Annotated in this window: 17 protein-coding genes; 9 read left to right on the top strand and 8 right to left on the bottom strand. The window is 66.7% G+C overall.

Going from position 1 to position 14,005, the window contains the following annotated elements; translation table 11 throughout:
• The 8 genes from ybgC (at position 1) to tilS (ending at position 6,765) form a co-directional block, all read left to right on the top strand.
• Entirely contained in the window at positions 1-450 is a 450-nt protein-coding gene (gene ybgC / locus CFE28_03105; GenBank protein ID OYU69073.1) for a tol-pal system-associated acyl-CoA thioesterase, read from the top strand.
• A 198-nt stretch (positions 451-648) separates the two neighbouring features.
• Positions 649-1,350, top strand: a complete 702-nt coding sequence (gene tolQ, locus CFE28_03100) for a protein TolQ (GenBank protein ID OYU69072.1) — start codon at positions 649-651, stop codon at positions 1,348-1,350.
• Complete coding sequence (locus CFE28_03095; GenBank protein OYU69071.1) at positions 1,350-1,856, top strand: protein TolR; 507 nt, start codon at positions 1,350-1,352, stop codon at positions 1,854-1,856. Before tolQ ends, CFE28_03095 begins: the two co-directional genes overlap by 1 nt.
• Positions 1,857-1,860: 4 nt before the next feature.
• Positions 1,861-2,736, top strand: a complete 876-nt coding sequence (locus CFE28_03090) for a cell envelope biogenesis protein TolA (protein OYU69070.1) — start codon at positions 1,861-1,863, stop codon at positions 2,734-2,736.
• A 16-nt stretch (positions 2,737-2,752) separates the two neighbouring features.
• Positions 2,753-4,057, top strand: coding sequence for a Tol-Pal system beta propeller repeat protein TolB (gene tolB, locus CFE28_03085; protein ID OYU69069.1), 1,305 nt, complete (start codon positions 2,753-2,755; stop codon positions 4,055-4,057).
• 108 nt (positions 4,058-4,165) lie between these two features.
• Positions 4,166-4,726: a peptidoglycan-associated lipoprotein gene (gene pal / locus CFE28_03080; protein ID OYU69068.1), complete on the top strand. Its 561-nt coding sequence runs from the start codon at positions 4,166-4,168 to the stop codon at positions 4,724-4,726.
• A 9-nt stretch (positions 4,727-4,735) separates the two neighbouring features.
• A complete protein-coding gene (gene ygbF / locus CFE28_03075) occupies positions 4,736-5,554 on the top strand; it encodes a tol-pal system protein YbgF (protein ID OYU69067.1) in 819 nt (272 codons plus the stop codon).
• The gene (gene tilS / locus CFE28_03070) at positions 5,542-6,765 is read left to right on the top strand and encodes a tRNA lysidine(34) synthetase TilS (protein OYU69066.1); all 1,224 of its coding nucleotides are present in this window, start codon (positions 5,542-5,544) and stop codon (positions 6,763-6,765) included. The genes ygbF and tilS overlap by 13 nt, the downstream gene beginning before the upstream one ends.
• Here tilS and CFE28_03065 read toward each other — a convergent pair.
• The 8 genes from CFE28_03065 to CFE28_03030 form a co-directional block, all read right to left on the bottom strand.
• Positions 6,762-7,628 (bottom strand): alpha/beta hydrolase, encoded by an 867-nt coding sequence (locus CFE28_03065; protein OYU69065.1) that lies wholly within the window; start codon positions 7,626-7,628, stop codon positions 6,762-6,764. The two genes, tilS and CFE28_03065, sit on opposite strands and share 4 nt — an antisense overlap.
• Before the next feature lie 80 nt (positions 7,629-7,708).
• Positions 7,709-8,200, bottom strand: a complete 492-nt coding sequence (locus tag CFE28_03060; protein ID OYU69064.1) for a hypothetical protein — start codon at positions 8,198-8,200, stop codon at positions 7,709-7,711.
• A 62-nt stretch (positions 8,201-8,262) separates the two neighbouring features.
• The gene (locus tag CFE28_03055) at positions 8,263-9,684 is read right to left on the bottom strand and encodes an NAD synthetase (protein ID OYU69063.1); all 1,422 of its coding nucleotides are present in this window, start codon (positions 9,682-9,684) and stop codon (positions 8,263-8,265) included.
• The gene (locus CFE28_03050) at positions 9,681-10,004 is read right to left on the bottom strand and encodes an NAD(P) transhydrogenase subunit alpha (protein ID OYU69062.1); all 324 of its coding nucleotides are present in this window, start codon (positions 10,002-10,004) and stop codon (positions 9,681-9,683) included. Before CFE28_03050 ends, CFE28_03055 begins: the two co-directional genes overlap by 4 nt.
• Before the next feature lie 17 nt (positions 10,005-10,021).
• The gene (locus CFE28_03045) at positions 10,022-11,155 is read right to left on the bottom strand and encodes an NAD(P)(+) transhydrogenase (Re/Si-specific) subunit alpha (GenBank protein OYU69061.1); all 1,134 of its coding nucleotides are present in this window, start codon (positions 11,153-11,155) and stop codon (positions 10,022-10,024) included.
• A gap of 76 nt (positions 11,156-11,231) precedes the next feature.
• Positions 11,232-11,462, bottom strand: coding sequence for an aa3-type cytochrome c oxidase subunit IV (locus CFE28_03040; GenBank protein OYU69060.1), 231 nt, complete (start codon positions 11,460-11,462; stop codon positions 11,232-11,234).
• Positions 11,463-11,531: 69 nt separating this feature from the next.
• Positions 11,532-12,587: an alpha/beta hydrolase gene (locus CFE28_03035; protein OYU69059.1), complete on the bottom strand. Its 1,056-nt coding sequence runs from the start codon at positions 12,585-12,587 to the stop codon at positions 11,532-11,534.
• Between the two features lie 3 nt (positions 12,588-12,590).
• The gene (locus CFE28_03030) at positions 12,591-13,058 is read right to left on the bottom strand and encodes a thioesterase (protein ID OYU69058.1); all 468 of its coding nucleotides are present in this window, start codon (positions 13,056-13,058) and stop codon (positions 12,591-12,593) included.
• A gap of 136 nt (positions 13,059-13,194) precedes the next feature.
• Here CFE28_03030 and CFE28_03025 point away from each other — a divergent pair, with 136 nt between their 5' ends.
• Entirely contained in the window at positions 13,195-13,884 is a 690-nt protein-coding gene (locus tag CFE28_03025; protein ID OYU69057.1) for a hypothetical protein, read from the top strand.
• Positions 13,885-14,005 lie beyond the last annotated feature (121 nt).

Here is a 14,005-nt window from a genome sequence, read left to right as displayed (position 1 = left end):
ATGGCTGAGACACCCCGGGACACGGCGCCGACGGCGGGCTGGATGGAAGGGCGCGAACACGTCCTGCCGGTGCGCATCTATTACGAGGACACCGACTTCACCGGGGTGGTCTATCACGGCAATTACCTGCGCTATTTCGAGCGGGGCCGCAGCGACTTCCTGCGGGTGGTCGGGGTCGGCCATTCCGCCCTGCTGGAGCAGTCAGCGGCCTTCACCGTGGTGAAGATGTCCCTGGAATTCCGCAGGCCCGCCCGGATCGACGACGCCCTTCTGGTCCGCACCTCCATCGACCGGGCCAAGGGGCCTAGGCTCTACTTCAACCAGAACATCTTCCGCGGCGAGGACCTCCTGTGCTCGGCCCAGGTGGAGGCCGCCTGCATCGACATGAGCGGTCGACCCCGCAAGCCGGCGCCGGAACTGATTGCGGCCCTCGCACCATTGATCGACTAGAGCATGTCCCGATAAGTGGACCCGGTTATCGGATCGAAACATGCTCTAGCTTTTTGAATTGGAGCCTTATTTGCCCCTCGAAACGATTCCGTCTCGAGGGATAAGGCTCCAGGGCAAATCATGGCAAGGATCATGGGTTCGCCGCAACTTCGCCACCGACCTGATCCAGTCTAGAGCCTGACGTCCCCCGGAGAGCCCATGGAACCCGCCGCCCTCACCCCGGAAAGCTTCTCCTTCTTCGCCCTCTTCCTCCGCGCCGACTGGGTGGTGAAGGGGGTCCTGACGGGTCTGGCCCTGGCCTCCCTCTGGTCGTGGACCATCATTCTGGACAAGTCCTTCCGGTTTGCCGCCCTGAACCGCCAGGCCTTCGACTTCGAACAGGACGTGGCCTCGGGCCGCAGTCTTGAAGAGGTGGCGGCCGAGGCGGGAGACAACCCTTCACACCCCCTGCCGCGCATGCTGCAGGGCGCCCTGCGGGAGTGGCGCGACACCCGCAACCGGGGTCAGCTCAATGACGGTCAGGTGGCCTTCCTGATCCAGCGGATCGACCGGGTGCTGGACACCACTGTGGCCCGTGAAGCGGTGCGGATTGAATCCGGCCTCAGCGCCCTGGCCATTGTCGCCACCGCCTCGCCCTTTGTCGGCCTGTTCGGCACGGTCTGGGGGATCATGCACAGCTTCCAGGCCATCGCCATCCAGAAGAACACCAACCTGGCGGTGGTCGCCCCCAGCATCGCCGAGGCCCTGTTCGCCACGGCTATCGGCCTTGCCGCCGCCATTCCGGCCTATATCGCCTTCAACTCCTTCTCCAACAGCGTGTCGCGTTATACGGCCCGGCTGGAGAGCTTCGCCGACGACCTGTCCACCGCCATCCAGCGGCGGCTGGCGGAGCGGATCTGATGGCGCTCTCGGCCCATGACGCCTTCGCCGCTGCAGGCGGCGGTCGCCGGCGCAGACACGGTCGCAGCCGCCGGGGAACCCTTTCGGAAATCAATGTGACGCCCCTGGTGGACGTCATGCTGGTCCTGCTGATCGTCTTCATGATTTCGGCGCCCCTGCTGACCGCCGGCGTGCCGGTGGAACTGCCCAAGACCGAAGCCGCCGCCATTCAGGACCAGTCCGAGCCGGTGACCGTCTCGATCCGCGCGGACGGCTCGATCTACCTGCAGGACCAGGCCGTGGCCTTCGCCACCCTGTCGCCCCGACTGAAGGCCATGAGCGATGGCGCCAAGCCGGTCTATGTCCGGGCTGACGGCAAGGCTTCGTACGCCATTGTGGCGCAGGTCATGGCGGCGCTCTCCACCTCGGGCTTCAAGTCCATCAATCTGATCACCGACACAGGCGGGCCCTCCTCCGGCGCCAGGACCGAACCCCTGCTCGGCGCGCCGCCGGTGCAGGAGCCCTAGGCTCATGGCCGCCAGGACAGGTCTTTCACCGGCCATGGCGGGTTCAGTTCTGCTGCACCTGCTCCTTGGCGCAGCCCTGGTCTTCCTCAAGCCCTGGGCGCGGGACCTACCGCCTGGTTCCGCCGTTCCCGTCACCCTTGTGACCACCGCCGATATCCCCGACGTCCGCCCGGCGGAAGCCTCGCCCGAGCCCCAGACGGCCCAGACGGAAGCTCCAGTCCCTGAGGCGCCGCCTGAACCCGCCGCAGCGCCGCCGCCGCCGCAACCTGCGCCCAGGCCCGCGCCAGCTCCGGTTCCAACCCCCGCCCCGGTTCCGAAACCGGTCGCCAGGCCCGCCCCGACGCCCAAGCCAAGCCCGACCCCGGCCGCCGTGACGCCCAAACCTGCTGCTGCCAAGCCCGCGCCTCCATCCCGGCCCGCCCCGGTGGCGGCGGCCAAGCCCCCCGCCAAATCCCTGAACCTCGACGCCCTGGCGGCCTCCGTGGCCAAGGCCGGGAAGACCTCGTCGGCGCCCAAGGGTCCGGCCCGGCCGGAAACCGCCCTCCAGGCCCGGGAAGCGGCAGGCGCCGCCAAGGGCCTGTCAGCCAGCGCCCTGGCCGGGCTGGCTGATGAGCTGCAACGTCGGTGGAACCCCAATTGCGATGTGGAAGGGGGCAAGGACGTCAGGATCCGGGCGACCTTCACCCTGGGCTTTGGCGGTCAGATCCTGGGGACCGTGGACGCCGGGGGCCTGGAGAACTCTTCAAATCCGGTGATTCAGGCCGCGGCGGAGCGGGCGATTCGCGCCATACATCAGGCCGCCCCATTTTCGACTCTTCCCCGCGATCTGTTCGGACAGCGTGTGGCGGTGAATTTCAACGCCCGGGAGGCCTGTTCATGACCCTGGAGATCCTGTCATGCGACTGATGAGCCTGATGCTGGCCCTCTGTCTGGCGCCCTGCATGGCCCTTGGCGGCCTGGGCCTGGCCACCCCTGCCCGCGCCGAGATCGAGGTCGACGTCAACAAGGGCGATGTCAAACCCCTGCCTGTGGCCATTCCGGCCTTCGGGGGCGACCGCGGGGCGGAAATCTCCCAGGTCATCTCCAGCAATCTCGAGCGTTCGGGGCTGTTCGCGCCCCTCGACCCCCGGAGCTTCACCGAACAGAATCTGGATGTGGCCATCCAGCCGCAATTCCCCCTCTGGAAGACCATCAACGCCCAGGCCCTGGTCAATGGCCAGGTCACGGTTGAGGGCGGGCGCCTGAGGGTGGACTTCCGCCTCTGGGACGTGTTTTCCGAGCAGCAGCTGCTGGGCCTGCAGTTCACCTCGACCCCGGAAAACTGGCGACGGATCGCCCACAAGATTTCCGACGCAGTCTATGAGCGCCTGACCGGCGAGAAGGGCTATTTCGACACCCGGGTGGTATTTGTTTCCGAGAGCGGCGGTCGTCTCAACCGGACCAAGACCCTGGCCATCATGGACCAGGACGGCGCCAATCCCAGCTATCTGACCGACGGCAAGGCCATTGTCATGTCGCCGCGCTTCTCGTCCAACAGCCAGGAAATCACCTTCATGTCCCTGCGGCCTGAAGGGTCGTCCATCTACCTGTTCAACCTGGAAACCGCCCGCCGGGAGAGCCTGGGCGAGTTTCCGGGCATGGTGTTTGCGCCGCGGTTTTCCCCGGATGGGGGCAAGGTGGCCTTCGCCGTGGAGCGGTCGGGCAATTCCGACATCTATGTGATGGACCTGAAGAGCCGACAGGCCCGACGTCTGACCTCTGATCCGTCCATCGATACATCTCCTTCGTTCTCTCCGGACGGCGGGCGGGTGGTGTTCAACTCTGACCGGGGTGGCGCGCCCCAGCTCTATGTGATGAACAATGACGGCTCAGGCGCCTCGCGGATCTCCTTCGGCTCAGGGCGCTATACCTCGCCGGTCTGGAGCCCTGCCGGAGACTTCATCGCCTTCACCAAGCAGACGGGCAACACCTTCCATATCGGCGTCATGCGCCCCGACGGTTCTGACGAACGTCTGCTGACCACCAGCTATCTGGACGACAGCCCCACCTGGGCGCCCAATGGCCGGGTCCTGATGTTCAGCCGGGAAACCCCTGGCGGCCCGCCCAGGCTCTGGACCGTCGATGTGACGGGGCGGATCCTGCGCCCCGCCCCCTATCCGGGGTCGGGGTCAGACCCTGCCTGGTCCCCTCTGCTGAACTAGGGGCCGGGCCATGAAATCGACCTCGCCAGCCCCGCGATTACAGATAGACTGCCGCCCAATGCGTCGCATGTCGGCGCCATCGACCCAAAGCTCATGGAGACACCCGGAATGATCTTCGAAGCCAGAACCGCCCTTCGGCTGTCACTGGTCGCAGTAGCGGCCCTGTCCATGGCTGCCTGCGCCTCCCGGCCCAAGCCGCAATTGCCGACCCCGGCCCCTGCCGACGCCCCCTATCAGCGCCCGACCCAGCCGGCCTATCAGCCGCCGCCGCCGCGCCAGCCTGTCGATCAGGGACCCATGGCCGGCTCGACCCAGGACTTCGTGATCAAGGCCGGCGATCTGGTCTATTTTGACGTGGACCAATACGACGTCCGCCCGGACGCCGTGGCGACCCTCAAGGCCCAGGCAGCCTGGCTGGTCCGCTATCCCGCCGTCCAGATCCGTGTCGAAGGCAATGCCGATGAGCGCGGCACCCGGGAATACAATCTGGCCCTGGGCTCCCGGCGCGCCAATTCCGTCCGGGACTTCCTGGTTTCCCAGGGCGTCGCCCCCAGCCGGATCTCGACAGTGTCCTATGGCAAGGAAAGGCCCATCGACCCGGGTACGGATGAAGCGGCCTATCAGCGGAACCGCAACGCCCACACCGCCCTGACCGGCGGCCAGCGATAGGCGCCAGCCATGGCCTGGCTTCGCACCGCATCGGCCCTGGCCCTCAGCCTGACCCTGGTCGCCTCCGGCCAGGCCGGGGCTCAGACGCCTATTGATCCCCTGGACGCCCGGGACGCCAAGCGCCTGGACAGGATGGAGCAGGTGGTCCGTGAGTTGCGGGCCATCGTCTTCCAGGGGCGGGATTCGGGGAAGCCGGTGGTCGTGCAGCCGGCCGAGACCGACTACCTGCTGCAGGAACTTTCCCGCCGCCTCAGCGACATGGAACAGACCCTGACCCGGCTAAATGGCCAGATGGAGACAGCGACCTTCAACCTGACCCAGGCCCGCAAGGACCTCGACGCCCAGAAGGCGACGAACCGTCTCCTGGCGGAACGGGTCCAGACCCTCGAACAGGCCGCAGCAGCAGCCGCAGCGACGCCGGTTCCGGCCCCGGCTTCAGTCTCGCCGACCGAGGCCTTCAATCAAGCCCGGCAATTGGCCCTGGGAGGCGATTACGCCTCTGCAGAGCCAGCCCTGCAGGACTTCATCACCCGTTATGGCGACGGCCCCAAGGGGCCCGAAGCCCGCTACTGGCTGGGCAAGGCCTATGCCGCCCGGGCCGCCAATCCGGAAGCCGCCACGGCCTTCATCGGCGCCATCCGGGAATGGCCGCAGACCAGCTGGGCGCCTGACGCCGTGGTCGAGCTGTCCCGGGCCCTGGTCCGGATGCGCAAGCCGTCAGACGCCTGCCAGACCCTGGACGAGTTCGCCCGGCGCTATCCCAAGGCAGCGCCTGCGGTGCAGTCCCGCGCCACGGCGACCCGTGTCCTGGCGAAATGTCCGGCCTGACCGAGGAGGTCCACCGGGTCCTCGATCGACGTCTGGCGCCCCGCTGCAAACAACCCCTGGCGCTCGCCCTCTCAGGCGGCGGAGATTCCGTGGCCCTGGCCCTGACAGCCAGCACCTGGGCAAGGGCGCACGGGCGGCCCCTGCTGTGCCTGACTGTCGATCATGGCCTCAATCCGGCGAGCCGCGGTTGGACTGAAACCTGTCGGGATCTTGCCGGGCGGCTGGGAGCTGACTTCCAGGCCCTCGCCTGGACCGGTCCCAAGCCATCCACTGGCCTCCCCGCCGCCGCCCGCCTTGCCCGGCACAGGCTGCTGGCGGAGGCCGCCCGACAGGCCGGGGCCTCTGTCATCCTTATGGGTCACACGGCCAGCGATCTGGCTGAGTCCGCCGCCATGCGACAGGATGGCTCGACCACGCCGGACGCCAGATCATGGTCGCCTTCGCCGGTCTGGCCGGACGGTCGGGGCGTCTTCCTCCTGCGCCCCCTGCTGGGGGTCAGCCGCAGCGACCTGCGGGCCTGGCTGAAAGATCAGAACGCCCCCTGGATCGACGATCCCGCCAATGAGGACACCCGTTTCGCCCGCAGCCGGGCGCGACAGGGTTCACCGTCAGGGGAAGCGCCAGCTTCCCGGGTCCGGTCAGATATGCCCCGCGATCTTGCCCTGAGCCTGCAGGAGGACTGCGGCCTGGTCATGTCGCGCGGGGCCCTTCGGGCTGCCCCCTTCGACGCTGCGGTCGCCCTGACAGGTCTGGCCTGCGTCTGCGCCGGCGGCGGCGAGCGCCTGCCGCGCCGGGACCGGCTTGCGCGCCTCGCCCAGGCCCTGCGAGGCCCGGATGACGTCACCATGACCCTGTCAGGTTGCCAGGTCCTGGCCGATGAGGATGTGATCCGCTGGATCCGCCCCGCCGGGGAGGTTTCCAGGTCAGGCTCGCCTGACCTGCATCTGCAGGCCGGTCAAAGTGGCGTCTGGGACGGGCGGTTCGAGATTGCGGCCCCTGCCGACATGACCGTCAGCGCCCTGGCCGGACATATGTCCAGCCTGTCGCCAGCGGTGCGCGCCGGTCTCGCCACGGTCCATCCCGCGGCGCGGGGTGGCCTGCCATGGTTCGGGGGCGATCTGCCGCCGCCCGGGACCCTGGTGGCGTCGCTGGTGCTCAGGCGCTTTCAGGCGGCCGCCGGGCTGGTCGACCGGGAGCCTGTTCGGTCCTAGACGCCCAGGACGTGCCTGACGCCGTCAATGATCGGATCGGCGAACTTCCGGCCCAGAAGGTTGGCGTGCCCCGCCCCGACCACGTGCGCTTCATATCCCTTGCTGGAGGCCCGGGCGGGTGCTGACTGCATGTCCTTCAGACCAGGTGAAAGGGGCACGGCCCCGGCTGTCACCACAGCAACGGGCAGATCAGGGTCATACTCGCCGATGTCCCGTCCCTGGATCGAGGTCGCCGACCAGTTGGCCACTTCCTCCGCCGACCATTTCGCGTGGGAGGCCAGACCGTATATGCGCCGCTTTTCCCGGGACGCCTCGCCATCCAGCCCGATCTTGTCGCCGATCACCCAGGAGACCGGCCGCATGAAGCCCAGGCCCGACCATCGACCCACCAGACCCAGGGCGCCCTGAAACCCGGCAATGGCGCGGGCCGCGGCGGGATGCTCCACAGCCTCCGAAGTCACGGCGTCCACCAGCACCAGGCCGCAGACCTGCTCTGCATTACGTCCGACAAATACCCGCAGCAGGATCCCGGCCATGGAGTGACCGACCATCAGCAGGGGTCCCCTGATGTCCAGTCTCTGAAGCAGGGCCTCAAGATCCTCGGCTATGGCGCGGCCGTCCCTGGGTGTGGGTCCGGGATCGGAATAGCCCAGGCCCGCCCGGTCATAGGCCAGACTGGCCAGGCCCTGGGCGGCAAGGCGGTCCTGGACCACAGCCCAGTCGGCAGCGCAGCCAAAGGCGCCGCATTCGAGAACGATCATCGGCGCATCGGTGGGCGCGCCAGCGCGGACCACCCGCAGCCGTCTGCCGCCGATATCCACATGCTCGCCCCGAAAGGCGTGAAACCCCGCCCGACTCGCCATGCGCCCCTCCGGCTCCCAAGGCCCCGATTTACAGAGCCCGGGACTGAAAGGGCAAGGCGACCGCAAGGGTCAGGCCCCGATCATTTCCAGGTGACGGTTTCCGGGGCGCCTTCCGGGCCATAGGTCACCTGAACCTGGGTCACCGCCTTGGCGCCGGCAGGAATCGGAAACTCCGCCTTTGTGGCCGTAGGGTGGATGGAGGTCAGGGCCGCGCCGTCAAAGCTGACCTTGACCTCCCGCACACCCTCTTCAGGGTGTTTCAGGAAGGCGGGCGCGTCCGCCGTCGCATTGCTGATGACGAAGAACCGCTTGGTCTGGCTCTGGCCGGCGAACCACGAGATCTTGAAGGTGCCGCTGCCGACCCACCAGTTGGGGGTCATGGCGACGGCCGCCACCGGCGCATCGCCCTTGCCCTTTATGGTGACCGACTGGGCGGTCAGCACCCCATGGCCATCTTCAGTGACCGGCAGGGCCAGGGCGGCCGGGCCGGCAGGGGCTGGAGCTTCAGACTGAGAACAACTGGAAAGCAGGAAACTCACGGCGAGCGCGAGCCCGCCAAGGCGATAACGCATGGTCGTCCCTCCCGTTTATTGGGGGGAGCATGCGCCCGGACCTTCAGCCCTGCAAGTGGGGGTCAAAGGCCCTTGAGAATGCCCTCGACCATCTTCTTGGCGTCGCCGAACAGCATCATGGTGTTGTCGCGGAAGAAGAGCTCGTTCTCGACCCCGGCATAGCCAGAGCTCATGCCGCGCTTGACGAAGAGGACGGTGCGGGCCTTTTCCACGTCGAGGATCGGCATGCCGTAAATGGCGCTGGTCGGGTCGGTCTTGGCGGCCGGATTGGTGACGTCATTGGCGCCGATGACGAAGGCCACGTCGGCTGTCGGGAATTCGGCGTTGATGTCCTCCAGCTCGAAGACCTCGTCATAGGGCACATTGGCCTCGGCCAGCAGGACGTTCATGTGGCCAGGCATGCGGCCAGCCACCGGGTGAATGGCGTACTTCACCTCGACGCCCTCTTCCTTCAGCTTGTCGCCCATTTCCCGCAGGGCATGCTGGGCCTGGCTGACCGCCATGCCATAGCCCGGGACAATGATGACCTTGCTGGCGTTCTTCATGATGAAGGCCGCGTCGTCAGCCGAGCCCTGCTTGACCGGCCGGGTCTCGACCTTGCCGCCCGAGGCGGCCGCTGCGTCGTCTGCGCCGAAGCCGCCCAGAATGACCGAGACAAAGCTGCGGTTCATGGCCTTGCACATGATGTAGCTGAGGATGGCGCCCGACGAGCCAACCAGGGCGCCGGTGATGATCAGGGTGACGTTTTCCAGGGTGAAACCCAGGGCCGCCGCCGCCCAGCCGGAATAGCTGTTGAGCATGGACACCACCACCGGCATGTCCGCGCCGCCGATGGGAATGATCAGGGTGATACCCACCAGCAGGCTGAGGGCGAAGATCGCCCAGAAGGCCCACAGGGCCGAGCCGCCGCTCATCACAAGGACGACGATCATGGCGACAATGGCCAGACCGATCAGGATGTTCAGCAGGTGGCGGGCGGGCAGCAGGATGGGCGCGCCGCTCATGTTTCCGTTGAGCTTGGCAAACGCGATGACCGAGCCGGTGAAGGTCACGGCGCCGATGGCCAGACCCAGGCTCAGCTCCACCAGGGAGTTCAGGTGCACCTGGCCGGTTGCAGTGTCCAGAATGCCATAAGCCGCCGGGGTATGGATGGCCGCCACGGCCACCAGACAGGCCGCCATGCCCACCAGGCTGTGAAAGGCCGCCACCAGCTGGGGCATGGAGGTCATGGCCACCCGCCGGGCGATCAGGGCGCCGACGCCGCCGCCAATGGCCACCCCGCCGCCGATCAGGCCCAGGGTCAGGGGATCAAGCTTGCCCTGGCTGAACAGGGTGATCAGGGTCACGCTGACCGCGATCGCCATGCCGATCATGCCATTGCGGTTGCCCGCCTGGCTGGTGGTCGGCGAGGACAGGCCCCGAAGCGCCAGGATGAACAGGACGCCGGAGACGAGATAGAGGATGGCCGCGAGGTTGGCGTTCACTTCGCTTTGTCCTTCTTCTTGTACATGGCCAGCATGCGCTGGGTGACCAGAAAGCCGCCGAAGATGTTGACGGCGGCGAAGGCCGCAGCGACAGCGCCGGCCCCCTTGGAAATCAGGATGGAGCCGGTCAGGGCGCCGTCAGGGCTGTGGGCGGCGGCGGCCAGCAGGGCGCCGACTATGATCACCGACGAAATCGCGTTGGTCACGGCCATGAGCGGGGTGTGCAGGGCCGGCGTCACGCTCCACACCACGTAATATCCGACAAAGATCGCCAGGACGAAGATCGCCAGGCGGAAGACAGTGGGGTCGACGGCTTCCATGATTTCCTCCGCTGGGATCAGGCGCTGAGCGCTGGGTGGACGACCTTGCCGCCCTGGGTGACCAGGGCCGCCTTGAGGATTTCGTCCTCATAGTCGGGCGCCAGCTTGCCCTCCTTGTCGAGCAGGAGGGTCGAGAAGGCCAGAAGATTGCGGGCATAGAGGGCCGAAGCATCGGTGGCGATCCGGCCCGGCAGGTTGGGAATGCCCAGGATCTTGACGCCATTGGCGGTGACCAGGACCTCGCCGGGCTTGACCCCTTCCACATTGCCGCCCTGCTCGACCGCCAGGTCCACCAGCACCGAACCGGCGCGCATGGAGGCCACCTGGGCGGCGTTGACCAGACGGGGCGCGGCGCGGCCCGGGATCAGGGCGGTGGTGATGACGATGTCCTGCTTGGCGATGTGGCTGGAGACCAGTTCAGCCTGCTTGGCCTGATACTCGGCGCTCATCTCCTTGGCGTAGCCGCCGGCGGTCTGGGCGTTCTTGAATTCCTCGTCCTCGACGGCCAGGAACTTCGCGCCGAGGCTTTCCACCTGCTCCTTGGTGGCGGGTCGCACGTCGGTGGCGGTGACGACAGCGCCCAGGCGGCGGGCCGTGGCGATGGCCTGCAGACCGGCGACGCCGACCCCCATGACAAAGACCTTGGCCGCAGCAATGGTGCCGGCGGCGGTCATCATCATCGGCAGGGCGCGACCATAGGCCTCCGCCCCCTCGATCACCGCCCGATAGCCGGCAAGATTGGCCTGGGAGGACAGGGCGTCCATGACCTGGGCGCGGGTGATGCGGGGGATGAATTCCATAGCGAAGGCGCTGGCGCCCCTGGCCGCAAGGGCGGCGACAACCGCCTTGTCCTGATGGGGATTGAGCAGGGCCGCGACAATGGCGCCCGACTTGAGGGCGGCGATCTCGGCGTCTTCCGGCGCCCGCACCTTGTAGAGGATGTCGGCCTTCTCGACCGCGGCCTTGGCGGTCTTGGCCAGGGTTGCGCCGGCGGCGACATAGTCGGCGTCCGGATAGGCGGCGGCGATCCCGGCGCCCGCCTCGACCGTAACGGAAAATCCGGCGGCGATTAGCTTCTTGACCGTCTCAGGCGTGGCCGCCACGCGGGTCTCGCCCGCCCGGCGTTCCTTGGTGACGGCGATAACGGTCATTCCCAGATTCCCCAGCCCAGTTGGTCTTCAGACCTTAGTGAGGGCCGGGAATCCTGTCCATAGACCGGTGGGCGACCTAGTGGTCAGCGTCCGGCTTTTCCTTCAGGACCACGACACCGATCACGGCGACGATGAAGGCCGTGACGGTTGCGCCCAGGAAGCCGGTGGGGGTGCAGAACCAGAGAACCAGCCAGACCAGCAGGGACGTGATCGCCAGCGAACCCCACTTGGTGAGGCTGTTGAACATGACGAAGGTGGCTTCCTGTTCCTGGATGTCCATTTCGCCGCGGTGATATTCGGAAGCCATGTCGCTGTCTCTCGAAGGCAAGTCGTTGGTTGGGGGTTACACGTTCCGCCGCAAGGTCTCAAGTAGGGCTTAAGACCTGGGCGGCCAGGAGGACAAAAGCCCGCGCAAAGCGGCCACCAGGGCCAGGGGCTGATCGACCATCACATGGTGGGCCGAATCGGGGATGGCGATTTCCAGGGTGTGATCCGGCAGGGGCGAAGCCTGGCTGGAAGCCCGCCGGGACATGACCACGGAACGGTCCCCGAAGATGTGGGCCAGGGGAATGGTCACCTGGGGCGGCGCGCCGTCCATCAGACCGCTCATCAGGGAGCGGTCCAGCTTGTTCCACATGTTGGGGTCAAACCGCCAGGTCCAGCCCTCGCCGGAGCCGTCTTCCATAGGCGCCTTCTTGAGCGAACGGCGGGCGATGAAATCGGCGACGAACAGGTTTCCCGCGGCCTGGGGCGGCATGAACCGGAACCGGGCCAGGGCCGCCTGCAGGGTCGGATAGACCTTCTGGGCGCGGTCGGCGGTGGGAATGTTGCGGACCCGTTCGGCCATCCGCTTGCCCTCTTCGGAGTCCGGCGGCGGTCCGCCAAAGCCGGTGTCGACCAGGATGGCGGCGCTCATGCGATCAGGATGCCGGGCGGCGGCGAAGAACACCTGGGAACCGCCGAAGGAGTGGCCGATATAGATCGGCTTTCCCCCGCCCTCATAAAGGCCCGCGGCCTGGGCGACAGCCTCGGCGTCCTCGGCGAAATCCTGGAAGGCATAGTTTTCGCGCCAGTCCGAGGCGCCCATGCCGGCCAGGGACATGGAGGCGACCCGGTAGTCCTGGGCCAGATAGGGGGCGATGAAGCTCCACCAGTCGGCGTGGGCGGAATTTCCATGGGCCAGCAGCAGGCCAGGCTTGCCGATCTCGCCCCAGGTCAGAACCTCGATCTGGGTGCCAAGCGAGGTCACGAAGGACCGCTCGGGCTCCTGGGCTATGGCGTCCGTGAACCACTTGGGCGCGTCGGGCTCATTGCCCTGAAACGGCGCCAAGGGGGCCTGGACCTCTGGCGGCAGGGCGCCGGGTTCGGAGTGGATGGGGCGGTCGTCATATCCGACAGGCGCGCCTTCCTTGATCGCGGGATCGAGTGCCATAAGCTATCCTTTCGGCTCGCGTTCGCCCGGCTTGCGCTGGATCGAACGAATGCCCTTGTAAACGCCCGTGCCGGTCATGAGGGTGCGATCGCCACACCAAATTCGGCCCCGGACAGTGAAAATGTCGTCGTGTTCGGAAATGATCTCGCTGTCGCCTTCCACCCAGTCGCCCATGTGGGCGCCTGACAGGAAATCGGTCAGCAACCGGACTGTAACCCAGCCGATCTCCTTCTTGTTCGAAATGACCCGGCCCCAGGCCATGTCGGCAAAGCTCATCAGCATGCCGCCATGGCAGTTGTTCATGCCGTTGGCATGGTGCTCTTCGACCCGGAAGGCCATGACCTCGTCATTGTTCGAATCCCGCTTGGAATAAAACGGTCCCACGGTCCGGCCAAACCCGCGCTGCCACAGGTTGATGACGTATCCGTCGGGAATGACGGCCGTCTGGCCTTCTGTAAGATCATCGGACATGGCGGCAGGGTGATGAACTTCCGCTTGAAACTTGGCAAGTCCCCAGAGACCCGGGTGACATTTTGACCTGACGCAAAGCCTGACGGGCCTGTCATCGCCATGCTGCCAGGGCGTTTCCTTCCCCCGGGAGCTTGCCTTGTCGTCCCTGACCCTGCTGGGCGGTCTTATCCTCGGACTTGTGAGTTCCCTTCACTGTGTCGTCATGTGTGGCGGCGTGGGGGGGGCCTTGTCCCTGTCCCTTGGCAGGACGTCCAGCCTGCCCGACCGCGCCCGGGCCCTGATGGCGGCCCAGACCGGCAAGCTTGTCGCCTATGTAACAGCGGGCGCCGTGGTCGGCGGTTTCGGATCAGCCCTCTATGGACTCTTCGATCAGTACGCCGCCTATGCTGTCCTGCAAAGGTTCGGCGCCCTGGTGCTGATCTGGACCGCCGTGTCCCTGACCGGGATCCTGCCGTCGCCGGCGATCCTGGCTCGGGCGTTCACACCACTCAGCAGCTGGGCGTGGACGCAGAAGCGCCGGGGTCATGGCCTTGCGGCGCTCATGGCAGGACTGGTCTGGGGCCTCCTGCCCTGCGGCATGGTCTATGCCGCCCTGATGTACGCCATGCTGGCCGGGGACGCCCTCAGGGGTGGTCTGGTCATGCTGGGATTCGGTCTGGGGGTTTCACCCTTGCTCACCGCCTCGTCCCTGGGCGTCGCCTGGCTGGGAAAGACCGACCGACGGCCAGCCCTCCAGTGGGCTGCAGGTCTGGCCCTGATCGCCGTATCGGTCTCGACCCTGGTCTGGCCGGATGTGGCCGGGGCCCTGTGCCGCCCCGTCCTCTAGGTAACGAAGTGGATTCTCGGAAACGGCTAGCAACCCGTGGGAAAGGACTCGCAATCAGAGCGGGCGCCGGCAAACGTGATCGGCAAATTCCAAAGTCCGCGCTTAACCCTGTTTTCAGACC

This window comes from Alphaproteobacteria bacterium PA2, from assembly GCA_002256425.1.
GTDB lineage: Bacteria > Pseudomonadota > Alphaproteobacteria > Caulobacterales > Caulobacteraceae > Phenylobacterium.
This window is presented reverse-complemented; position numbering and strand designations above follow the sequence as displayed.